At 41.1% G+C, this 21,954-nt stretch carries 32 protein-coding genes; 6 read left to right on the top strand and 26 right to left on the bottom strand.

Annotated elements, in window-relative coordinates:
- The first annotated feature begins 118 nt into the window (after positions 1–118).
- Positions 119–259 carry a sporulation histidine kinase inhibitor Sda gene (locus tag MHB79_RS11850; protein ID WP_003217327.1) on the top strand — a complete coding sequence of 47 codons (141 nt, stop codon included), beginning with the start codon at positions 119–121 and terminating at the stop codon, positions 257–259.
- Positions 260–394: 135 nt separating this feature from the next.
- On the opposite strand, the gene MHB79_RS11855 is transcribed toward MHB79_RS11850, so the two are convergent.
- The 4 genes from MHB79_RS11855 to MHB79_RS11870 all read right to left on the bottom strand — a co-directional run bounded on the left by MHB79_RS11855 (position 395) and on the right by MHB79_RS11870 (position 3,474).
- A complete protein-coding gene (locus MHB79_RS11855) occupies positions 395–544 on the bottom strand; it encodes a hypothetical protein (protein WP_003217499.1) in 150 nt (49 codons plus the stop codon).
- A gap of 78 nt (positions 545–622) precedes the next feature.
- Positions 623–1,351 carry an SGNH/GDSL hydrolase family protein gene (locus MHB79_RS11860; RefSeq protein ID WP_223251386.1) on the bottom strand — a complete coding sequence of 243 codons (729 nt, stop codon included), beginning with the start codon at positions 1,349–1,351 and terminating at the stop codon, positions 623–625.
- An 84-nt stretch (positions 1,352–1,435) separates the two neighbouring features.
- The gene (locus MHB79_RS11865; RefSeq protein WP_050943726.1) at positions 1,436–2,176 is read right to left on the bottom strand and encodes a polysaccharide deacetylase family protein; all 741 of its coding nucleotides are present in this window, start codon (positions 2,174–2,176) and stop codon (positions 1,436–1,438) included.
- Between the two features lie 176 nt (positions 2,177–2,352).
- A complete protein-coding gene (locus tag MHB79_RS11870; protein ID WP_340989815.1) occupies positions 2,353–3,474 on the bottom strand; it encodes a response regulator aspartate phosphatase in 1,122 nt (373 codons plus the stop codon).
- 231 nt (positions 3,475–3,705) lie between these two features.
- Here MHB79_RS11870 and sigK point away from each other — a divergent pair, with 231 nt between their 5' ends.
- The gene (gene sigK, locus MHB79_RS11875) at positions 3,706–4,434 is read left to right on the top strand and encodes an RNA polymerase sporulation sigma factor SigK (protein WP_034738387.1); all 729 of its coding nucleotides are present in this window, start codon (positions 3,706–3,708) and stop codon (positions 4,432–4,434) included.
- Between the two features lie 117 nt (positions 4,435–4,551).
- Here the strand turns inward: sigK and MHB79_RS11880 are convergent, their stop codons facing one another.
- Genes MHB79_RS11880 through MHB79_RS11890 form a run of 3 tightly spaced genes read right to left on the bottom strand, consistent with a single transcriptional unit; the run spans position 4,552 to position 5,732 of the window.
- A complete protein-coding gene (locus tag MHB79_RS11880; RefSeq protein ID WP_340989818.1) occupies positions 4,552–4,848 on the bottom strand; it encodes a DUF3986 family protein in 297 nt (98 codons plus the stop codon).
- Between the two features lie 9 nt (positions 4,849–4,857).
- Positions 4,858–5,274, bottom strand: coding sequence for a hypothetical protein (locus MHB79_RS11885; RefSeq protein WP_340989820.1), 417 nt, complete (start codon positions 5,272–5,274; stop codon positions 4,858–4,860).
- 32 nt (positions 5,275–5,306) lie between these two features.
- On the bottom strand, positions 5,307–5,732 hold the full coding sequence (locus MHB79_RS11890) for an NUDIX hydrolase (RefSeq protein WP_137054955.1): 426 nt from the start codon (positions 5,730–5,732) through the stop codon (positions 5,307–5,309).
- A gap of 152 nt (positions 5,733–5,884) precedes the next feature.
- On the opposite strand from MHB79_RS11890, the gene MHB79_RS11895 reads away from it, so the two are divergent.
- Positions 5,885–6,016 carry a hypothetical protein gene (locus tag MHB79_RS11895; protein WP_267875469.1) on the top strand — a complete coding sequence of 44 codons (132 nt, stop codon included), beginning with the start codon at positions 5,885–5,887 and terminating at the stop codon, positions 6,014–6,016.
- A 53-nt stretch (positions 6,017–6,069) separates the two neighbouring features.
- Here MHB79_RS11895 and MHB79_RS11900 read toward each other — a convergent pair whose 3' ends face one another.
- The 6 genes from MHB79_RS11900 to MHB79_RS11925 all read right to left on the bottom strand — a co-directional run bounded on the left by MHB79_RS11900 (position 6,070) and on the right by MHB79_RS11925 (position 9,419).
- On the bottom strand, positions 6,070–6,261 hold the full coding sequence (locus MHB79_RS11900; RefSeq protein WP_050943721.1) for a hypothetical protein: 192 nt from the start codon (positions 6,259–6,261) through the stop codon (positions 6,070–6,072).
- Positions 6,262–6,361: 100 nt separating this feature from the next.
- Positions 6,362–7,774, bottom strand: a complete 1,413-nt coding sequence (locus tag MHB79_RS11905) for a polysaccharide deacetylase family protein (protein ID WP_339205748.1) — start codon at positions 7,772–7,774, stop codon at positions 6,362–6,364.
- Between the two features lie 159 nt (positions 7,775–7,933).
- Positions 7,934–8,473 carry a delta-aminolevulinic acid dehydratase gene (locus MHB79_RS11910; protein WP_340990601.1) on the bottom strand — a complete coding sequence of 180 codons (540 nt, stop codon included), beginning with the start codon at positions 8,471–8,473 and terminating at the stop codon, positions 7,934–7,936.
- 31 nt (positions 8,474–8,504) lie between these two features.
- Positions 8,505–8,921 carry a GNAT family N-acetyltransferase gene (locus tag MHB79_RS11915; protein WP_340989823.1) on the bottom strand — a complete coding sequence of 139 codons (417 nt, stop codon included), beginning with the start codon at positions 8,919–8,921 and terminating at the stop codon, positions 8,505–8,507.
- Positions 8,922–8,939: 18 nt separating this feature from the next.
- A complete protein-coding gene (locus MHB79_RS11920; protein WP_159037604.1) occupies positions 8,940–9,107 on the bottom strand; it encodes a hypothetical protein in 168 nt (55 codons plus the stop codon).
- An 18-nt stretch (positions 9,108–9,125) separates the two neighbouring features.
- On the bottom strand, positions 9,126–9,419 hold the full coding sequence (locus MHB79_RS11925) for a CotD family spore coat protein (protein WP_003216648.1): 294 nt from the start codon (positions 9,417–9,419) through the stop codon (positions 9,126–9,128).
- A gap of 178 nt (positions 9,420–9,597) precedes the next feature.
- Here MHB79_RS11925 and MHB79_RS11930 point away from each other — a divergent pair, with 178 nt between their 5' ends.
- Both MHB79_RS11930 and MHB79_RS11935 read left to right on the top strand, forming a co-directional pair.
- Complete coding sequence (locus MHB79_RS11930) at positions 9,598–9,915, top strand: hypothetical protein (protein ID WP_050943717.1); 318 nt, start codon at positions 9,598–9,600, stop codon at positions 9,913–9,915.
- A gap of 35 nt (positions 9,916–9,950) precedes the next feature.
- The gene (locus MHB79_RS11935; protein WP_003216677.1) at positions 9,951–10,163 is read left to right on the top strand and encodes a hypothetical protein; all 213 of its coding nucleotides are present in this window, start codon (positions 9,951–9,953) and stop codon (positions 10,161–10,163) included.
- Between the two features lie 35 nt (positions 10,164–10,198).
- Here the strand turns inward: MHB79_RS11935 and MHB79_RS11940 are convergent, their stop codons facing one another.
- The 4 genes from MHB79_RS11940 to MHB79_RS11955 form a co-directional block, all read right to left on the bottom strand.
- The gene (locus MHB79_RS11940) at positions 10,199–11,539 is read right to left on the bottom strand and encodes a sugar porter family MFS transporter (RefSeq protein WP_050943716.1); all 1,341 of its coding nucleotides are present in this window, start codon (positions 11,537–11,539) and stop codon (positions 10,199–10,201) included.
- An 81-nt stretch (positions 11,540–11,620) separates the two neighbouring features.
- Positions 11,621–13,042, bottom strand: coding sequence for an L-arabinose isomerase (gene araA, locus MHB79_RS11945; RefSeq protein WP_050943715.1), 1,422 nt, complete (start codon positions 13,040–13,042; stop codon positions 11,621–11,623).
- 17 nt (positions 13,043–13,059) lie between these two features.
- Complete coding sequence (locus MHB79_RS11950; RefSeq protein ID WP_003216476.1) at positions 13,060–13,764, bottom strand: L-ribulose-5-phosphate 4-epimerase; 705 nt, start codon at positions 13,762–13,764, stop codon at positions 13,060–13,062.
- Positions 13,758–15,383, bottom strand: a complete 1,626-nt coding sequence (locus tag MHB79_RS11955) for a xylulokinase (protein ID WP_340989826.1) — start codon at positions 15,381–15,383, stop codon at positions 13,758–13,760. The genes MHB79_RS11950 and MHB79_RS11955 overlap by 7 nt, the downstream gene beginning before the upstream one ends.
- 273 nt (positions 15,384–15,656) lie before the next feature.
- Here MHB79_RS11955 and MHB79_RS11960 point away from each other — a divergent pair, with 273 nt between their 5' ends.
- A complete protein-coding gene (locus tag MHB79_RS11960; protein ID WP_003216759.1) occupies positions 15,657–16,757 on the top strand; it encodes a GntR family transcriptional regulator in 1,101 nt (366 codons plus the stop codon).
- Between the two features lie 33 nt (positions 16,758–16,790).
- Here MHB79_RS11960 and MHB79_RS11965 read toward each other — a convergent pair whose 3' ends face one another.
- The 9 genes from MHB79_RS11965 to MHB79_RS12000 form a co-directional block, all read right to left on the bottom strand.
- Positions 16,791–17,516: a DsbA family oxidoreductase gene (locus tag MHB79_RS11965; RefSeq protein ID WP_340989828.1), complete on the bottom strand. Its 726-nt coding sequence runs from the start codon at positions 17,514–17,516 to the stop codon at positions 16,791–16,793.
- Positions 17,517–17,657: 141 nt separating this feature from the next.
- Complete coding sequence (gene hxlB / locus MHB79_RS11970) at positions 17,658–18,215, bottom strand: 6-phospho-3-hexuloisomerase (RefSeq protein ID WP_137054949.1); 558 nt, start codon at positions 18,213–18,215, stop codon at positions 17,658–17,660.
- The gene (gene hxlA, locus MHB79_RS11975; protein ID WP_003216301.1) at positions 18,212–18,844 is read right to left on the bottom strand and encodes a 3-hexulose-6-phosphate synthase; all 633 of its coding nucleotides are present in this window, start codon (positions 18,842–18,844) and stop codon (positions 18,212–18,214) included. The genes hxlB and hxlA overlap by 4 nt, the downstream gene beginning before the upstream one ends.
- Before the next feature lie 189 nt (positions 18,845–19,033).
- Positions 19,034–19,390, bottom strand: a complete 357-nt coding sequence (locus MHB79_RS11980) for a winged helix-turn-helix transcriptional regulator (RefSeq protein ID WP_034620552.1) — start codon at positions 19,388–19,390, stop codon at positions 19,034–19,036.
- 75 nt (positions 19,391–19,465) lie between these two features.
- Positions 19,466–20,335, bottom strand: coding sequence for an alpha/beta hydrolase (locus tag MHB79_RS11985; protein WP_340989830.1), 870 nt, complete (start codon positions 20,333–20,335; stop codon positions 19,466–19,468).
- Positions 20,336–20,388: 53 nt separating this feature from the next.
- The gene (locus MHB79_RS11990; protein WP_050943709.1) at positions 20,389–20,766 is read right to left on the bottom strand and encodes a hypothetical protein; all 378 of its coding nucleotides are present in this window, start codon (positions 20,764–20,766) and stop codon (positions 20,389–20,391) included.
- A gap of 18 nt (positions 20,767–20,784) precedes the next feature.
- A complete protein-coding gene (locus MHB79_RS11995; RefSeq protein ID WP_003216235.1) occupies positions 20,785–21,132 on the bottom strand; it encodes a YxiJ family protein in 348 nt (115 codons plus the stop codon).
- Between the two features lie 59 nt (positions 21,133–21,191).
- Positions 21,192–21,320: a YxiG family protein gene (locus tag MHB79_RS19030; protein ID WP_423220680.1), complete on the bottom strand. Its 129-nt coding sequence runs from the start codon at positions 21,318–21,320 to the stop codon at positions 21,192–21,194.
- A 391-nt stretch (positions 21,321–21,711) separates the two neighbouring features.
- On the bottom strand, positions 21,712–21,954 hold the full coding sequence (locus tag MHB79_RS12000) for a DNA-binding protein (protein ID WP_050943707.1): 243 nt from the start codon (positions 21,952–21,954) through the stop codon (positions 21,712–21,714).

A 21,954-nucleotide genomic window follows, 5' to 3' on the forward strand; every position in this document is an offset into this window, starting at 1 on the left:
ATGGTAGATTAAAGGTACTTCAGAGACATTCGATCAACCTATGATGATATGTCTTTTCCTCAAGTTTTATGCCAACTTTTTCAGGGGAGGTGTTTTTCCCATCATATGGGTTTCTAGTATGAAAAAGCTGTCAGATGATTTACTTATAGAATCGTATTATAAAGCAAATGAAATGAACTTAAATCGCGACTTCATTGAATTAATTGAGACAGAAATGAAAAGACGTTCGCTCGGGCATATGCTCTCTGTTTCCTCTTAATTCCATATCACAGGAACCATGCCTCCCGAGCATTCTCTTTTTTAAACTCAGGTGACTGATATTATATCACTTGCGCTATAGGCTTACTACTATTTTCCGTAAAAAACACCCCTTCTCAAGTAAAGAAGAGGTGTCTTATTTGCAAGGCTGTTCATTCCAAAACCATAACCCTCCACCTACGACCAAAATAACCACAAGGAATACAACAAGAAAAGCGTAACCGATTCCTGCTCCTTGAGCTGGATAAGGCGAACACGCAGGGTAAGGATAAGGGCATCCCCACATATCAGTTACCTCCTTCTAGGAATATATACTGTTAGACTATGCTAAATGGATGATCTTGTTTAGGCAGATGGCCATCATTTAAAAATGTTTGATGACATCACGCTCTTTGATTTCGTTATAAATGATTCTTGCCCCTTTTGGCGTCATATGATTGCCAGAAGGGTCGATCAAACCTGATTGAATCAACGCATTGTCACTATCTTCACCAGCTTCTCGGATGAACGCTTTCCAGTTGTCGACAAGCGGTACTTGCTGATCCTTGGCTATTTCTCTCGTGATGTCATTATAGGAATTTTGCCAAGCTCTTGCCCCGCCTCTCTCAGCAAAATAAGATGACTTATACCTAGAGTAATAATACAAGCCTTTTTTTCCGCCTTCTACAACAGGTACACAAGTCATGAGAACCGGGGTAATGCCTGCTTTTCTACTTTCAGAAATGAAGTAGGTTACATTTTCTTTAAATCTTTTTTTCGTCACTCGGGGATGTTTCCCGTCTAAAATCGCCGCATCATTCGTACCGAACATGATAAGGACGTAAGTTGGTTTCTGCTTTAAAATATCCTGCTCAAAGCGAAGCTTCGCATCTTCAGTCGTCTGCCCGCCAATCCCTGCGTTCTTCACTTGAATTTGACCGCGCTCGACGTTTTTCATGAGATTCACCCATTTTTCAGATGTTGGATAATCTCGGAAGTCCCAGTTTGATCCCTTTGTATTGCTGTCGCCAAATGCAATGACACTTTCTTGTTCTGGCTTTGAGCACCCAGCAGCGACACAAAGCAGGATGAAAAGGACAACATATTTCTTCACAACATTCACCTCCAAAAGCCCTCTTCATATAGTAAACGACAAGACTTTTGGTTTCAATGAATGACTGTTTTTGACGAATACTTCCTATTGCAGTTGAACAGGTACATACGCTTTGTCATGATGCAGCAGTTCGCTCACTTTGACAAATTCATATCCTCGATCCTTTAATTCAGGTATCACTTGTTTCAGTGCTTCGACCGTCTGCTTCCGGTTTCCCCCGCCATCATGCAAAAGAATGATATCGCCGCCTTGAATATGATCAATAATACGGCTCGCAATTTTATGTGCGCCTGGTCTTGACCAGTCCTTCGGATCTTGCGTAAAGGACCACATGACCACATCATATCCTTGCTTTGACAAAATGCGGAAAGATTTCATCGTCAAGCGGCCGCCAGGAGGACGAAATAATAAGGGCCCACCAGGCTGGAGTGAAGCGATATGAGCCGCTGATTCTTTTAGCTCCTGCTTGATCTCCTTTGATGATAACAGGTCAAAATACGTATGATTCATCGTGTGGTTGCCAAGCTCATTTCCTTCGTCCACAATCCGTTCTGCGATCTTTGGATATGCGTGAACCCGGCTTCCTACGACAAAAAAGCTGGCATTTACTTGATGCTGCTTCAGCACATCCAATATTTGATTCGTGTAAACTGGATGAGGTCCATCATCAAAGGTGATCGCAATCTTTTTCCGTTCCGCTCTCATGTCCCAGAAGGCACGTCCCGTTTTTTCGAGATCGACTCGTTTTAATGTATGTGCCTCTACTTCATTAGGAACAAAAGCACATAGCAGCAATATACACATCAAGACATGCAACCCTCTCATTTGACCGCCTCCACAGAACATTCTTACAGATTAAATTGCCCGCTTTTTGATGAATCATTCAGCATTCATGGTCACGATCCGCATATCTGACTTCTTTTTTCACATAAAAAAAGCCGGCCCATCAGGCCCGCTTTTTGTTTCACGTTTGGTTTCTCTCTTCAACTGTCGAACGTTGCTTAGAATTCATACAGACACTCTCCTTCTTGGATTTGATTTTGAGCCCATAATAATTTCTGATAATACTGGTTGGACTTCTGGTATTGTTGAGAGGCTTCTAAGGCTGTCGCAATTTCTAGTGAGATATCCTCTATATAAGAGTATAGGCTAAGTTTTTCCAAATAATCAATGGTTTTTTGCAGTTGTTCTTCATTTATTCCTTGAACATATAAAGCATCCAGATACTCAAACATATGACAGAACAGCTGGTCTTCATGCTTCTTTGCAGCTAATTTTCCATCTTCTAATATGCGGCGTGCTGCTACTTGTTCATTTTGTCTAAAAAGCAGTTTTGCGAGCGTATAGAGTGTATGTGGAAGCGTGGGAAGCTTCTCTTTACAGGCAATATCAGCCGATTCCGTTAAATAGCGTTCTGCTTCCTCAAGGTAGCACAGCTCCCCGTAACATTTTCCTAAATTATAAAGCGCTGAACTGTATATCCGTGGGTGATCAATTTGTGATGCGAGCTGTTTTGCCTTTTTTAAATGAGGCAGTGCCCGATCTTTTCGTTTTAAATCTTGGTAGTTTCCTGAGATCACGAACAGGCACTGAATGATGCGAATAGTATAGGCATCATGCTGATCGTATATTTCTAGCGCCTTTAAAATATGATGCATCGAGACATGCGTTTGCTTCATAATATAGTAGGCTTCTGCTACTTTAAAATGAAACTCAGCCTGCTCAATATCATCAAATACCATAGACAGCTGTTTTTCTGCCACTCGGTAATATTTGACGGCTTCTAAATATTCTTTTTGACTAAACTCATGCATGCCACGAAAAAATGCATGGTAATAATGCAGCATATCAGATAACTCATGATTGGAGTTTTCGATTTTATCGACAAGATTAGATACTGAGAAAGGTTGATATTTTGAAGGGTGTATATAGTCAAGCATGATCTGGTGCCGAAAACACATGAGCTGATAATAAATCAGTAAATGCTGGTCCTCTTCCATCCGTTCAATTTCTGCTTCTACTTCTGCTTTCAGGATTTCCGCATCTGGAACACTGAACTGCCGTATCATTCGATACCATTCATTAATTTTCATACCTACATGTGAAGATAGAACCTTCCCCATGTTCCGAAAAAACCCCTTCCTTTTCGGTCTAATATTACATATTTTATCACGCTTCTTGACCGCCAAGCACCGCAAAGAAACCGCAAACATATGAGAAGGGCAGCAAAAACAGACGAACAGAAGCCCGTTTTTTTCGAAAAAGATGATTTTTTCATCGTACAGACACAGACAATCCCCCCTTCACATACATTTGAGGATATAGGCAGTGGCCTAAACATGGTGGAGGTGAAAATCGTGGCAGGAGTATTTACAGCGATGGGATTGATGGTCAAAGAATTGGTGTTCTTAGTGTCCTATGTCAAAAACAATGCCTTTCCACAGCCCCTTTCGGGAGATGATGAAAAAAAATACTTAGCCCTTATGGCACAGGGCGATGAACACGCAAGAAATATGCTGATTGAACATAACCTTCGGCTCGTCGCCCATATTGTCAAGAAATTTGAAAATACCGGGGAAGACGCTGAAGACCTCATCTCCATCGGGACGATCGGACTCATTAAAGCCATCGAAAGCTATTCCTCTGGAAAAGGAACAAAGCTGGCAACGTATGCGGCGCGGTGTATTGAAAATGAAATTCTGATGCATTTACGCGCGCTAAAAAAGACAAAAAAAGACGTCTCCTTACATGACCCCATTGGTCAGGATAAAGAAGGCAATGAAATTTCTTTAATTGATGTCTTAAAATCCGAAAATGAAGATGTGATTGATACGATTCAGCTCAACATGGAGCTTGAAAAAGTAAAGGAGTATATCGACATTCTCGACGGCCGGGAAAAAGAAGTGATCGTCGGCCGGTTCGGCCTTGATTTAAAGAAAGAAAAAACGCAGCGGGAAATAGCAAAGGAGCTCGGGATATCGCGGAGCTATGTGTCTCGTATTGAGAAGCGGGCACTGATGAAGATGTTTCATGAGTTTTACCGGGCGGAGAAGGAGAAGCGGAAGCGGGAGAAGGGGAAGTGAAAACAAACTTTTCCCAACTCCTATTAAAAAAACAGACCTTGTTGGGTCTGTTTTTATTTGAACATCACAATATAGCCCACATACACAAAAGAAAACTATGTCATGTTTTATCCCCATTTATTTCACTATGCTGTTTTCTTTTAAGTAACGCTCAAAAAGCTTATGACCTTCCTCCTCAATTTGGTCATCTTCAATCAGAGATTCTCCAATCAATAACCCTAGATCATTCCACTTCTCATATTCCTTCAAAAGTGTTACTCCATAACTTTTTTGATCAAAAAACAAGAGCCATCTTCCTGTTTCTAAACTCTTAAAAAACACGCCTTCATAATCTAAACCATGTTCATAATACCCTACATGTAAATGCATAGTTTCATCTAAGCTATGTAATTTTTCTTCTGTACTCACTTTCATCCGGCACCCCTAGCTTTCCATATCCTCCTGAAAATCAATATCTCTCAACTCGACCCATTCAACAAAATCAGGAAACGTTTTTGTCGTCAAAAAATGATGAACGATTTGATATGCTTGATCCCGCTTGATGTAGCTACACGACGGCACATACAATGGGGATCCTGCGACCAAATGTTCGATGGTTTCAATATTTTCTCCCTTTTTAAAAGGAACCAAAAAATTCGGATACCTCATGATCAAGAAACCATACGGTTCCGTATAAAAGAAAACTAGACTTTCACATTCCCAATCTCCCTCAATCTCAATGGAAGATTCCCCATTTCCCTGTTTCCAATACTCTGCACCCTCCTGAAAGAAGATTCTTTTCAAGAATTCTTCTTCTGGATTTTCTAATGGAGCTCCTGTGGGGCCGTAGTATAAAAACATCCATATCTCTCCTTCATACCTATATCAACTTGTTAACCAACTGTTCTATTTCCTTCAAATTGATAAAAAGCTTGTGGTTCTTCGTTTAATTTTAGCCAGTTATATAGCTTGGGGTTTAGCTTTTGAACGGTTTGCTTACTGACCCATTTTACTTCTTCAATATCATGATCCGGATCGAGAATACTCATTTGTCCTCCGGTGATTTCAGCAAAGAAGGTGATCATCAGCGCATGATGCTTTTTGTCTTGAAAGTATGCTTCTCGAACCGAATGAAGTTCATTTACTTTGCAAACATACCCTGTCTCTTCTTTCACCTCGCGGACCACGGCCTGCTTCAGGTGTTCGCCTTTTTCTACAGCACCACCAGGAAGTCCCCAATATCCCTTTACATTTTTGACCATTAACATATTTTCTTCCTCATCATAAATAATAGCTGATACTACGTCTACTCGTTTCAAATGAATCCCCCTCAATCATTCTCTGTTCACATCAATTGTCGAATAAATAGCACGAACTGTTCATTTCAATACATTCATTATACGGTATCCTTGATACAAGGTAATGGTTAAGGAAGCAAAACAGCATTCGTGAGCAGATTGGAGGCCACAGCATGTGGATCATCATCATTTTACTTATTGTCCTCATTGGGTTTACTGGGAATATCGTTTCCTTATTAAGACAAATGAAAAAGTCAAACGAGAAAATCATACAACTGTTAGAACATCAAAAACCGAAAAAATAAAAACTTCTCTCATTTAGAGGGAAGTTTTTTTAGAAAAAGCAATTGGAGAATTCTTACCGTTTCTCATGAAGCAACATATATCTGATTTTATGAATATAATGCAGCGCAATATGAACGAGACATAAAATGAGCCCGATCATCGCAAGAATATAAATGGGCAGCATCAAACCAGGTACATAGTTGACGATAAAACCCAAACAAAACGCTGTCAGCATATATAGGCTGATCAACCTCATCAATACCATCCGAAGCCCTCCCTTTCCACACTCATTTTAACATCATTTCCCTTTATTTTCATAATTGGCTTTAAAAAAAGATGTGAATCCACTAAGATTCGCATGATCATTACGTATTCAATTCACCTTTCTTCGCCCGCGCTTCCTTCCACTGCTCAAGCTCTGAAACTGTTAATAATTGATATCCTTGTTTGGTTAATTCCTTGATAATCGTGACAGCTGCATTTGCCGAGGTGTCATAGATGTCGTGCATTAAGACGGTTTCTCCGCTAGACGCATGTGTGAGAATGTAGTTAGCAACGTACTGGCTGTTGCGATATTTCCAGTCTTCAGGATCTACGTCCCAAAGCGTGACTTTCATATTGACAGCCGCGTTGATTTGCCCATTTGTTCCTCCATATGGCGGTCTAAAGTGAGTCGGTGTAAAACCGCTCGCTTTTTCAATGATTTGCTGGGTCTCTTCTACCTGTTTGACGGCTTGTTTTAATGGCAGTCTTGTGAGTAAAGGATGGCTATAGGAATGATTTCCGATTTCATTCCCACCCTTTCTGATTTTACTTAGCATATCGGGATAATATTGAACCCTGCTGCCTAATACAAAAAATGTCGCATGTCCTTTGTTTTCTTTTAAAGCTGTTAAAATTTTTGAAGTCGTTGATGGATTTGGTCCATCATCAAATGTCAGGGCAATGGCTTTTTGGTTTGGGTTGAATACCGCCTGTTTTGGCAGTTTTACGATTTTTCTTTTTGGAATCGGTTCTTTTTTCTCATTTTTGTTCTTTTCTTTATTAATATATTCAGGCTTTAACATTCCTTTAAGCAGGGTTTTTTTAATCGCCAGCACTTGAGGGCCTTGTTCGCTTGGTGCGATTTGCCCTGCTGGAAAGTAGAATTCAATAAAACGATCCTTGATGGCAAAATACTGATAATGCTCTGCCGCAGGAGACGTTCCTTGCTTGAGTAAATGCTCATTTTCAGCAAGAGAACGATCTTTCTTTAACTCCTCAAATGTCATTTGAGACAGTTTTTGCAGATCTTCTTTCTTTGATAAAAATAAATCATCTATTGATAAAAAATGCTGTTTCTTGAAATCAAAATTGAATATCTTCGTTTGATGTGCGCCTTTTACTCCGCCTTTCAATTCATATGTATTGAATTTAATCGCAGCAGTTTGCTTGGCATAATGAATAATCTCGTAATCTATATTTAATTCGTATCGATTCTCTTCATCGACATCGCTCGCTTCGCTAAATGATGTTTTGAATTTGTCTAGCGCTGTTTCTGCATATCTTTTCATCTCTTGATCTAGCTTTTCTTGATGAAACACCGGATAGTTGACAGCATATCTCATGTATCTCCCGTCATTCACGAGGGTGACTATCTCAACTTCTTTATAGCTCGCATCTGGTTCTACCTTCTTCTTCTCCGTCCCACTTGCCTGCTGATTATGATAAAATGCAGCAATTCCGATGATGATTGCAAGTCCGCATAGGACGAGACTGATTTTCCATTTCATTGACACAATAATTCCCCTCTCGTGATGGCGTCATGCCTTGATGACGTGTGTTTGTAGGATAGACTTTGTGCGAACCTAATTTAGTTTTCAAAAAACATAATCGTCACACTTTAGACACATTTTAAAAGAGGAATAGAAAAAGGGCTTGATTTCTCAGCCCTATCATTATTTTTGCATATATAGTTGAAATAATCTCGTTTCTTCATCAATCGAACTCGCTCGATCAAAAGCCGCTCTGACCGTCTTTGTATTGTTCAAGCGCTCATAAAGCATGGTCAATACAAAGATAAATGCCGCATCTCCATCAATGTAATCATCCGGCGCTATATAGGACAGGGCACCTGCTGCTAAGAAGGCATCTGCTAATTTTTTCTCACCTAGTGTGCAGCCTGTAGAAATGACGTGAATCCCCTTTAATGAAGCATACTGCTTGATTTCATCCGCTCCAAAAGCAGCGCCTCTAGGCTCCTTATCTTCGTATACATCTTCCCCTAATTCAGGCAAGATCAACGCTCCTTCTTCACCGTGAAACGATAAAAGAAGGTAATCTATTTCTCTTCTATTTCTACCAGATAACACATGAATCAGGTCATTCGGTCTTCCAATCCAATGCATATCGACTTTCGCGCCGAAGTTTTCAAGTGCTGCACGCAGTGCAAAAGATTCCAGCTCACTATTGGGTCCTGCTACTAATGTGATGCACATGGCTTGTTGATCCACTTCTATCTCCTCCAGACTATGATAAAAATAAAACCATTTTTTCCTCATCTGCATATGTATGATCTGACCATTTTAGTGCTTTTTCTTCAAGCGCGTATGACTCAAATCCAATAGAGCGATACAGGCGTTTGGCTGAGTGATTGGTCGTCACGACTGATAAATACATTTGCTCGATGTCGTGTCGTTCTCCGGCGAATGAAAGAACTTCTGTCATCAAGGTCTTGCCTACTCCTTTTCCGCGGGCACCCGCTGTAACATACATCGCTGCCACATTCGCTCGGTGCTTTAATTTCTGTAAGTTTTCTTGGATGAGCGTGACCATGCCCACAAGCTTCCCTTGATCAAAGGCGCCAAAGGTCCACATCAATTGTACCGAAGCAAAACGAGCTGCGTATTTTTCTATTGTACCGATTTGCTCTTCTTCATAACTCATCGCAAAGCCCTCTGGATGTCATCGTAGTGCTTCTAGTCTCAACGCGGCATATTCTTCAGCATCATCTGGAATTAACAATCGAATATTTAGAACATCGCCCCCAACAGAATGATTCATACTTCCAATTTTATCTTGAAAGGAGATTTTGATCAAAATTTTTCTTCTGAAAATAAAAAGGCATCCCATAAAAGGATGCCCCCTTCATTACCACTTACAGCGTTTCACTGGACGGCAGCAAGGGTTTTTGATATCACTGCCGCAATCGTATTCTTTCACGATATACTCGTTATGAGTCGACTCAGTGACAGGATAGTAGTTTTCAATTCTTTTGATATTTTTATTGACGTTTGTGATATGCGTTGGATGAATTTTTCTGATGGTTTGTTCATTCGTTCTTGTGTTGACAATTTGACGTGTGGGGAAAACAACCGTTTCATCTTCTCCATGGTTTCCTCTGCGAGGTCCAAAGAAAAAATCATCTAATCGATTCCGGCTCATCTCAACACCCCTTCAATTTGTCTTTCACTTACACTCTATCGTATGTAAGAGACGTCATTTATGATTAGATGCTTGTCTATTTTTTAAAAAATCCACTATTCATCTCGTTTTCTCTTTCTTTACAAAAGGTCATTTTTAACATATTATACAAATGATATATTGCGCAGAAAGGACATCTATGAAAACAAAACATAAACTCTTTTTATTCATGACATTTATTGTCATCATCATTGCTCTTCCAATGCTATCACCTATGATCTTCACAAATTCAACCGAAAAAGGCGCTATCCGGAAATCAATTTACCAAGAAGGATACCCTTACCAAAGCTATTTTGCTATTTTGAAAAAAACGAAGTACAAAGATCCTGAGTATGGCCAGCTTTATGATGTTTACTGGCAGGCTTGGAAAAGTGAAACAGGGATGACACCTTCTGTCTGCTATTCGAAAAAGGTCGAGAAAAATGAATATAAGGTTAGCTGCGGTACCGCCCCATAACCTTCCCACTCATCATCAAACACGAGGTGAACGATATGATCAATACGACACAACCAATCGAACGAAACAAGCTGGACATTGCACTTGAACTGACTCAATTGCATTTGAATCGATATGAAACGAATCATCCTGATCAGCTGAGTGAGGTTTATGCAAAATATTATGCGCTGCTTGAAGTGCTGGATTTATCTTCTTATGATCAATTGATTGATTTATTGCCAGATGAGCTAAAACAGACGCTTGAGTAAAAAACCCTCTATCCACATGGGATAGAGGGTTTTCTTTATACTCGTGCTGCCATATCGGTTTCGATTTGCTCTAAGCTTCTTCCTTTTGTTTCAACTAGTACAAAGCGGGTGAACAATAGTCCGATTAAGCAGATGACACCAAATGAGGAGAAAATAACCCCAAAGCTGAATTTATCTGCCAGGATAGGGAACACGAGTCCGACGGCTAACGATCCCGTCCAGTTAAAGGCAGATGAAATACCTGCGCCGATACCTCTGACAGAAAGCGGGAAGATTTCGCCGATGATGATCCACGTGATCGGTGCCCATGAGAAGGCGTAGCACAAGATAAAGCAGCAAAGTGAAATCAATGTCACCCAGTTTAAAATCCCTTCACTCACACCAAGTGCACCTAATGCGGCTGGTGCAAAGAAAGAAAGGGCCATGCCCGTTCCCCCTACGGTGAGAATCGTTCGGCGGTCGAACCGGTCGACAAATTGTAAAAAGATCACGGTGGTGACGACAAAAATGACACCGACAATGACTGTAAAACCTGCGGCAACCTGAGGTGCAAGGCCTACATTCCGAGCAATACTCGTTGCATAATACACTATGGAGTTCGCGCCTTGTATTTGCTGAAGGGTCGCCATCCCAACCCCTATGAAAAGAGCCATTCTAAATTTCTTTTGGAACAATTCACGAATACCAGAGCGTTCTTCTTTTGCGACTTCTAAAATTTCCTGCATCTCTGCTTCGATTTCTTCACGAGAAGAGCGTAGTGATCCTAATACCTCTCGTGCTTTATGAGGCATTCCGTGCTTAATTAAATATCTCGGAGATTCAGGAAGTTTCAGCATCCCAATATAAAGTACGATGGCAAATAAAGCGGCACTACCGAGCATCCAGCGCCAGCTGTCTGGAACAGGTTCAAACACAAATGCAACAATATAGCTCAGCAATAGTCCGCTCACGATCATGAGCTGATTGAGCCCAGACAATTTCCCGCGAATTTTAGCAGGAGCAATTTCAGACATGTATGCAGGCACCAAAGATGAGGCAGTTCCTACGGCTGTTCCTAAAAAGATACGTGCAATGGTTAATGAAATCTCTTCTGGTGCGATAGCTGATCCGATCGCTCCGACAAAAAAGATAACGGATGAGACCAAAATAAGCTTTCTACGGCCAAATTTATCCCCTAACAGACCGCTTAAAATGGAGCCGATAATCGCCCCGCCCATTAATGAAGAGACGACAATTCCAAGCCATAATGGGCTGAGCTGAAATTCTTGCTGAATATGTCCTTCTGCCCCTGCAATAATACCAATATCATATCCGAATAAGATGCCTGCAAAGGATCCGAAAAAGAAAATAAATTTGCTTGACACTTTTTTCTCCAAGTGGATGACCCCCTCACTTAATTAACCGCTTTCATTTCATCCCGTGCTTCTACTGCACTCAGTAGAAGACCTTTCACCCTTCTATAAAACCACATATTCTGCATTGACAAGCTTTGCAAAATGAACAATTTGATCAACCGTTAAATTGAGCGATACAACTGTGTGATGACCCCCACCTTGCTTAATCCATGCTTTGACGCCGTCCTGAAAATTCGGCTTGATTTTCCAGAGCACACGTGCAACCGGTAAATGAGGTGCTGCTTCCTCCGGCTCAAAGGCTTCGACTTCTTGTATGAGCCATTTGAAATGAGTTCCAAAGTCAGCAATAGAAACAACAACACCTTCCCCTGCTTTTCCATCAAACACAAGGCGAGCTGGATCTTCCCTGTTTCCGATTCCAAGTGGAGATACGACAATGACAGGTTTCGTATGGGCGAGCGCTGGATCTACTTCTAACATATGAGATTGCAGCACTGCTTCCTGTCCAGAGGTCATTTCATACGTGTAGTCCTCCATAAAACCAGTGGATTGATGATGACTCATCACTTTTAATAACCGGTCCAGCGCAGCCGTTTTCCAATCGCCTTCCCCCGCAAAGCCATATCCCTTTGCCATTAGCCGCTGTACCGCAAGTCCTGGCAGCTGCTTCATTCCATGTAAATCTTCAAAGTTTGTCGTAAAGGCATTGTACCCGCCTTCATCTAAAAAGCGTTTGATAGCGATTTCATAGCGCGCTTGCACCTTAACACTTTTTTCCCAATCTTCAACTGAATACGTTCCATAATCCACATCATATTGCGTTAAATACTCTGCAAATAATGCATCTACCTCTGCTTCTTCTACTGCACTCACATATTCGACGAGATCGCCTATGCCAAAGTAATCAACGGTCCACCCTAGTTGAATCTGGGCTTCGATTTTATCACCTTCTGTTACAGCCACGTGGCGCATGTTGTCACCAAACCTAGCCACTTTGATCTGAAAGCTTTCATGATAGGCAGCTGCCACGTCCATCCATTCAGCGATTTGCTGCTGCACATCCGGCTTAGACCAATGACCGGTAACAATTTGATTTTGTTTATTTAAACGTGCATTGATATAGCCATATTCTCTGTCTCCATGGGCAGATTGATGAAGATTCATATAGTCCATGTCGATCGTGTCCCACGGAATCTTTTCATAATACTGTGTGACAAGATGCAAAAGAGGCTTCTGCAAAAGATTGGTCCCGCGTATCCACATTTTTGCCGGTGAAAATGTATGCATCCACGTCATGACGCCGACAACTTCATCACGATAATTGACCTCTTTCATCAGCTTTGTGATTTGATCCGCGCTGACAGCTAGCTCCTGCAAGATCACTGGATAAGGAAGTAAACCGCTCTCATTTAAGGCATCCGTCATTTTTTGTGCATCTGCTTTTACTTTCTGCAGTGCTTCATCTCCGTATAAATGCTGTGATCCAACAATAAACCAGCATTCTTTATGTTGACTTGTTAACATAGATATCCCTCTTTTCTTTATCTTGAAGGTTTTTGTCCGTAATACGCATGTTCGCCGTGTTTTCTTAAGTAATGTTTATCTAAAATTCGCTGCGGAAGAGGTTCTGCGTATTCATTTAATTGCTTTGCGAACAAATTCATTTTGGCAACTTCATCTAAAATCACACTGTTTGTGACCGCACTTTTTGCATCTTTCCCCCACGTAAATGGACCGTGACCTTGAAGCAATACACCCGGCACCGCCATCACATCTAGGTTTCTTTTCTCAAACGTTTCGATGATCAGCCGGCCCGTCTCTACCTCATAACCACGATTCACTTCATCTTCTGTCAGAAATCGAGCACACGGAACAGCGCCGTAAAATGTATCGGCATGTGTTGTGCCCATTGCCTGTAAATCGAGACCTGCCTGCGCCCAAACGGTTGCCCACATGGAATGGCTATGTGAAATACCGCCAATTTCCTCAAAATGTTTGTAAAGGACAGCATGTGTTGCTGTATCTGATGAAGGGCTGTATTCCCCTTCCACTACTTCACCGTCAAAGTCGACCACAACCATGTCTTTAGCTGATAATTGGTCATACGCTATACCGCTAGGCTTAATAACGAATAGACCGCTGTCACGATCACACGCACTGACATTGCCCCATGTGAATTTCACAAGTCCATATTTCGGTAAATCTAAATTGGCTTCGTATACTTCTTCTTTTAAGCGTTCTAGCATACGGTTATCACTCCTTTCTTTGGCATCAGATGTGCTACTGCCGCCTCTTCAATCGGAAGGCCGTCTTGATAGCGCTTTAAAAATTCGCCAAAGCCTTTGACATCAAGCGGATCGGGTTCTATCAGTTCTTCTGATGTATGGGCAAACACTTGATGCGTGAGAAATTCAGCCAATGTTTGCTTTTGATGATGGACCATATAGGAAGCAAGGACAGCCATTCCAAACGCACCGCCTTCTCCCGCAGTGGAAACGACTGATACAGGTGTATCAAGCGCTGCTGCCACCATTTTTTGACCAACGAGCGGTGTTTTAAATAACCCTCCATGTGCTAATAAACGATCAATCACAACCTGTTCTTGTTCTTTTAAGCGATCCATCCCTATTTTCATTGCGCCAAAAGCAGAAAAAAGATGGGTACGCATGAAGTTAGCCAGATTAAAGCGGCTTTCAGCTGATCTGACAAAAAGAGGTCTTCCTTCTGGCAGTCTTGTAATATTTTCACCAGAATAATAGCCATAGCTTAAGAGTCCGCCGCCATCTCGATCTGCTTCTAACGCCTGCTGCAATAAGGCTTCGTATACCTTTCCTGACGACACTTGCACGCCTAGTGCGTCAAATGCCTCTCTGAAGATATTCATCCAAGCATTTAAGTCACTTGTACAGTTGTTCGCATGAACCATTGCGACTGGCAGTCCGTCCGGCGTTGTGACCATATCCACTTCTGGATACACACCCTTTAGCTCCTGCTCTAGCACAATCATGGCAAAAACAGATGTCCCAACTGAAATGTTCCCTGTCCGTTTTTCTACACTGTTTGTTGCCACCATGCCCGTTCCGGCGTCACCTTCCGGGGGGCAAAATGGAATGCCTGGCCGCAAATGTTTGCCTTGATCTAAAATGGCTGCTCCTGCTGCCGTTAACACGCCAGCCTCCTCGCCTGCTAAATAAACACGCGGCAGAAGGTGACGTAGCTTCCACGGATAGCCTTTTTCTGCGATCAAGTCTTCAAATTGATGGAGCATTTCTTCATTGTAATCTTTCGTTTGTTCATCAATTGGGAACATGCCTGACGCATCCCCAATGCCAATGGCCTGCTTTCCTGTTAACAGCCAGTGAATGTATCCTGATAGAGTGGTTATATATTCTAAACGGGAAAGGTGTTTTTCCTCTTCTAATATGGCTTGATACAAATGGGCAATGCTCCATCTTTCTGGAATATGAAATTGGAAGACATCCGTCAGTTTTTGACTCGCCTCAATGGTTGTTGCATTCCGCCATGTGCGAAACGGAACGAGGACCTCTCCTGTATGATCACATGCCACATAGCCATGCATCATAGCTGATACCCCAATTGAGCCAATGGTTTGAATGGTCACGCCATACCTTTGCTCGACTTGCTCTTTCATCTCTCGGTACGCTACTTGAAGACCTGTAATGATATCAATTAAGTTGTACGTCCAAATTCCTTCCTGGAGAGAACTTTCCCACTCAAATGCACCTTGGGCAATTGGCTGAAACGCTTCATCTATTAAAATGGCTTTAATTCGTGTTGAACCAAATTCAATCCCTAAAGATGTCCGTCCTTCTTTTAAGGCTTTGGTCGTCTCTTCATGATTCATTCTGCGTTCACCTCCATGATTGATAGCGGTTTCAATTTTCGTTTTCTAGATTCATTGATTCTCTGTGCACATTCACAATATAATATTTGTACGTACATATGTCAATAATAAATATAGTTGTACATACACAATATGACAAAAACCTGCACTTTTCTAAAGCTGGTACGACAGAAAGGGGAAGCGCCTGTTTTTGATTCGCCAACCATGTTAAAATATGTCCATACAATTTCTTCTCAATCCGAGTAGATGATCAACTGAGAAAGAAGTGAAACGATGAAAAAGAAGTACCAGATCATTATCGATGATATAAAAAGCAAAATACTCACAGGGGATTACCGGATCGGGGAACGTATTCCAACTGAATCAAGCCTGCAGGAGATGTATCAAGTGAGCAGGCATACGGTTCGAAAGGCCATCTTAGAATTGTCGAGTGAAGGGTTTTTGCGAAGTGAAAAGGGTTCAGGCACATTTGTGACCAATCAATATCAAACAAAGCCTGCTGGACATACGCATATGAGAACGATTGGGGTTATCACGACATACATATCCGATTACATTTTCCCTTCCATCATTCGAGGCATTGAAAGCCGATTAAACGAAGAGAACTATTCTTTGTTACTGGCGAGTACGAATAATGATGTAGAACAGGAGAAAAAAGCGCTCGAAATGATGCTGTCCTTTGGTGTGGACGGACTCATTGTAGAGCCGACGAAAAGCAATTTATACAACCCGAACATCTCGTACTACCTATCTTTTAAAGAACAGGATGTACCGCTCATTATGATCAATGCCTATTATGAGCAGTTAGAGGTTCCTTTTCTCTGTTTGGATGATGTGAAGTCCAGCTATTTAGCCACAAAAGAGCTGATCACCTCGGGACATCAGCAAATCGGCCTGATCTCAAAAACAGATGATTTACAGGGAAAGTACCGAATGAAGGGCTATATTCAAGCGCTCGGTGAAGCCAAGCTTAATTTCCTGCCTGAGCACGTACTCTTTTTCGATACAGAATCGAAGCAGCATTTGGGGGATGATATTAAAACTTTCTTATTAAAGCATCAGCATGAGCTGACTGCCCTTGTTTGCTATAACGATGAGGTTGGATTAGAAGTTGCCAATGTATGCAGTGACATCGGTCTGTCCATTCCAGAGGACCTTTCCATTATTGGACAGGATAATTCATATATTGCCCAGAAAAATGCCCATGTGAAGCTGACAACACTCACGCACCCTCAGGAGCAAATGGGCCGGGATGCAGCAGACTGGATGATTAAAAAGGTGCAAGGGAAGAAGAATCTCCCTCATCAAACCTTTTACGAACCTGAATTGGTTCCAGGAGAAACGATCAAACAAATGAATGCAAGAAAAAAATGAGCCCTTTTTGGAGAAGGCTCATTTTTTATATGGTTAGATCTCTTCTTTAGGGGCAGGCACTGCGCATACGCCATCTGCACATGCTGCTTCAAATGAATTGGCAGCCTCTTTCTCAGCTTGAGCTGCTTCTTCTGTCCAAGCCGTTTCAAGTGCACGCAGGAAGGTATCGGCTGGCTGTGCACCTGCCACTGAATATTTGCCATTGATCAAGAAAAACGGAACAGCATTGATACCAAGCTGTCTCGCTTCTTGTTCGTCTTTTCGGACATGATCTGCAAACTCTTCGCCGCCTAGAACTTGATGTACTTCCTGCAAATCAAGACCTGCTTTTTCTGCAATATCTAAAAGGGTTTGACGATCACCAACATGCTTTCCATCTGTGAAATAAGCTTGAAACAGCTCTCCCATGACGAAATCGCCTTTTCCCATTTGACCAGCATATTGCGCCAGCTGGTGGGCATCAAAGGTGTTTGTCAACACAAGTGGATCAAATTGAAAATCGATTCCTTTCTCTTTGCCGGCCTGCTTCACCTGCTCATTCATCGCCATGGCCTGGCTGCGGCTCATCCCATATTTTTTAACGAGCATATCATGGACATCATAATCGACCTGAGCAGGTGCATGTGGATCAAGCTCAAAGCTTTTAAACTCGATTTCTACCTGTTCCTTTTGAGGGAATTGTTCAAGCGCTGTTTCTAGTTGTTTTTTTCCTATATAACAAAAAGGACAGGCGATATCTGACCAGATTTGTACTTTCATGTTCATCTTCCTTTCGTGTTTACGCTTTTTCTTCAACGATGTAACAATTATAGTTACATCAAATCGGTTATGTCAAGATTCTGATCTTGATTGAAATGAAAAAAACCTCTCCTTTTAAGAAAGGAAAGGCTTTGAAAATGACTATTCTAAATTGGCATGGTGACCGTACATTTTATGAGTGTCGAGTTCTTTTATTTCCATTAAACGTAAAATGACCGCATCGTATGTCAGAAGTAGCGCTTGCTCAAATAGCGAGCCCATTGGCTGAATGGTATGATGGCTTCCTTCCTGTTGATCCTTTGGTGCACCTGACAGTAAGATGACTTTATCCGATAGATCAGCTAGAGGTGACTCAGCAGAAAGCGTGAAAGCTGCCACTTTTCCGCCAATTGCTTTCGCCTTTTTTGCAAGGACAAGCAAAGTCTCTGTTCGGCCAGATCCGCTCCCCACAATCAAGAGATCTTCTTCAGTAAAGGAAGGTGTATTGGTCTCACCGACCACATAAGCCTTGACTCCAATATGCGAGAGTCTCATGGCAAATGATTTTCCCATCAAACCAGACCTGCCAGCACCTGCCACAAAGACCTTTCTTGCAGTTAAAAGGCTTGAGACAAGCCGCTCTGCTTGTTCGTCTTGAATAGCGGGCGAGTGCTCAGAAAGCTCATTCAAAATGGCTTTCACATAGTCACTGGTCTTCATGATTGTGCGATCAGCTGCTTCATTTGTGCGGCCACTTCTGCTTTATTATCCTGGCTTGCGATACCGCCACCGACAATGATCAAATCAGGGTTTAATTTCACGACTTCAGGTAACGTATCAAGCTTAATTCCGCCTGCAATGGCTGTTTTCGCTTGTTTGACGACTTGTTTAATGGTCATAAGGTCAGCAAATGAGTTTTGTCCAACCGCTTGCAGGTCATAGCCTGTGTGCACACAAATATAATCGACTCCTAGCTCATCCAGCTCTTTTGCCCGGCCAGCGATATCTTTGATACCAATCATATCAACTAAAATCTGTTTCCCTCTTGCTTTCGCTTCTTTCACCGCTCCTTGAATGGACATATCTTCTGCCGCTGCAAGAATGGTCACGATATCTGCTCCAGCTTCGGATGCCTGCTGCACTTCATAGCCGGCCGCATCCATAATTTTCAGATCAGCGAGTACACGTAAGTTTGGAAATGCCTGTTTGACTTCTTTGACGGCACGCAAGCCTTCGTTGATCACAACAGGTGTTCCAATTTCGACTACATCAATAGATCCTTCTACTTCTTTGATCAGCTCAATCGCTTCTGGTATATTCACTAAATCTAATGCTAATTGTAATTTCATGAATGTTCACTCCCGTTTTTTCATCTCATCTTCAAGAGCTCTGTGAATAGGGCTTCTTGCACGATGAAATGAGTATAACAACAGGATGGGAGCAATCCAAGTACGCACTTTTTTTTTACATACTATACTTTTTCGCATATGGTTACAAAAAAGACACTGTCTTTCGACCAGTATCTTTTGCATGTATTACTATTTATCATCCTTTAAAAAATTGCTGTCGAGATACTGTCTTCCCCAATCATACATCGACTCTAAAATCGGCATTAAGCTTTCTCCTAGTTCTGTCAGGGAATACTCAACCTTTGGCGGAACGACAGGATAAACCTCCCGATGCACAATGTGATCTTCCTCTAATTCTCTTAGCTGATTGACAAGCATTCTTTGCGTAATCCCAGGCATTAACGACTTTAGCTCACCAAATCGTTTTGTCCCTTCTCTGCCCAGGTGCCATAAAATCAGCATTTTCCACTTACCGCCGATAATATTTAGCGTCAGCTCTTTTTCGCAATTGAACACTTTATTTTCCATACGTGATGACAACAACATACACTCCTTTGGTACAAACCATTTACGTTTTATCATATACTGCGGCAAAATGGATTGTCGAGCATACAGTCTTTGTTATTGATTTTGTTTGTTCACAAATGTCATAACAGACTCTGTCATTTTTTGCGCTTCTTTTGGCGCCCTGTCTGATCCAAACCATTTATTTAAATCACTGTGGCTCAGCGAATGGACCCGAAACACAAACTTAGAACCTTTATCATGGTTCAGTTTTTCTGCAAATCGATACACCTCAGGATTTTCCCACCCCGTGACCAAATAAACAGGCGGTACATTCGCTTGATTCATATAAGTGACAGGTGATGCCTTTGTCCAGTTCTTCTCCTGTTTACCAAATACTTTTTTATACGATGGAATGGCTTGGATAAATTGATTGATGTTTAACGGACCATCTAAAATCACGATAGAATTGATCGTTTTTGGCGACAGCCCCACACGTTTTAAGTAAGTCGAATCTGTGGCTACCAGTGCCGTTAAATGACCGCCCGCTGAGTGACCCATGACATTGATTTTTGATGAATCAATTTGATACTCATCTGCATGATCCTTGACCCATTTAATGGCGTTTGCCGTATCATCTGCCATCTGCTCATAGTTGGCATCAGGGTGAAGCCTATAATTCATCGAAACAAACACATACCCTTGACCGGTAAAATAATCAGCCTTTGAAGCGACTCTATTCTTATCGCCGCCTGTCCAGCCGCCGCCATGGAGATAGATCATGACTGGATGCTTCTTCTTTTTGTCTTCATCTTTTCCCTTTGGCATGTACATATCGAGTGTTTGCTGTTTGTTTTGTGTGTCTGCATAATGGATGTTCGTCGTCGGCTTAGGCTGGTTTAAACGGAACACAAAGAATGCGCATACCAATAAGCCAGCGATGACTGCCGCAAATAAAAGCCATTTCATCATTCGATTCAATGTCATTGCACCTTTCTATGTTGGGATGGGGAAGTATCATTCGCACATATGTAGAGAGACTAGCCCGATTCATTTGATACGACTTGTATGACTTGTACCGTTTGACAATAAAAAGAAAAATACTGTTCTTCAAAGTCTTCGACAAAGTAATTCAAATTTTCCCAGCCTCTATCCAAAAACTGAATGTCCAATAAAATATGGTCATCGTTTGTTAACTCCAAATTTTTGATTTGAACAGAAGCGACATTGGTGAATTTCAGATGAATGTCTGCTTGTAGATTCGGGGATACATATGGGATGTGCATTACAATACAGTTGATCAAGTCGTAATGTTCATTATACTCTTTAAAGTAGTGAAATTCATTGATTTGCTTTAGATGGTTGATATTGAAATCAGGGATTTGTTTCTGGATTTTTTTATCTAAAAACCATGTCATCGTTTGTCCTCTAAAAGGTTATTGTATAAGTGCAATCATTCGTTTTCTTGTTTCTTCATGGTATTGAACATAGGAATGCAATAAAGGATACGATTCAAGGATCTGTTGATACGATTTGATTTGGGGATATTGCTCTTCAAATGACTGACGTAGCACGTTTAACTGTTTTTTCGGTATTCGTTTATGATCGATCACATAACTTAAGCTGCCTGCAACAAGTGAAAAAAACATATAAAAATCATCTGAACATATACCAGTTTCTTCCTCAAAAGAGACGATTTCATCTGGATAAGCTGAATCTAATAAGTATTGATAACGTTGTTTTAAATCATCGAATAAATCTTGTTTATCACGGCTGATTTTCATGGACCTTTCCCCAATCTCTCATTGTTTTAAATTCTTATTTAGACGCTAATGAGATCTTCCTATACACTGCAGATAAATTCTTGTGAATCGAAACATACGTTTTTCGATTCTATTGCGAGTAACATCCCATTGATGTTAAATAGAAAATTTGCATTTGCTTCAAATTCTTCAAGTAGTTCATTGTTCAAGTTCCCTGTATCATAAAGATGAAAGACAGATTTAAAATTTTCTATTTTACCCCTTCTGTTATTAATTCTTCAAATCTAGAATTACCTTACCACATTTATAAATCGTATTTCATGATGAGTGACATTTTGTAATTTTGATTATTTTATTTTCAATTATTCTCTTGAATTACTTTTTACTTATATTTGTAGAATAATTTTTAATTCTTGGACTTCTTTTGTATTACCTCTATAACAATACACTTACTTTAACTTTCGTAAAAGTTTATAAGGTTTCATAAAACTATATACCCTTTTGGCATATCTTCTCATGTTTAAAATTTGGGCAACAAATAAATAACAAAAAATGCGCCTTATAGTGAATAACATACTAAAAGGCACATTTCTACTAAAGCTATTTATATTTTCTTATCCATTCTTCCAAATCCTCTTCTGTGTGGAAATAGGAATTGGGAGCATCTTTCAAATCAATTCCACTTAGAAGAATCAGCATATCCCAAACTTTTTCATCATCGACTTCAGGATCATCTGCACTAACATAAATCTCAGCCCAATCAGAAACTTCTTCTCTAGTCATAGTCCCATTTAAGACTTTTTGTATTTTATTTATACAGTCTATCATTTCTGGTTCGACCAT

The organism is Bacillus sp. FSL M7-0558 (assembly GCF_038003245.1).
GTDB lineage: Bacteria > Bacillota > Bacilli > Bacillales > Bacillaceae > Bacillus > Bacillus pumilus.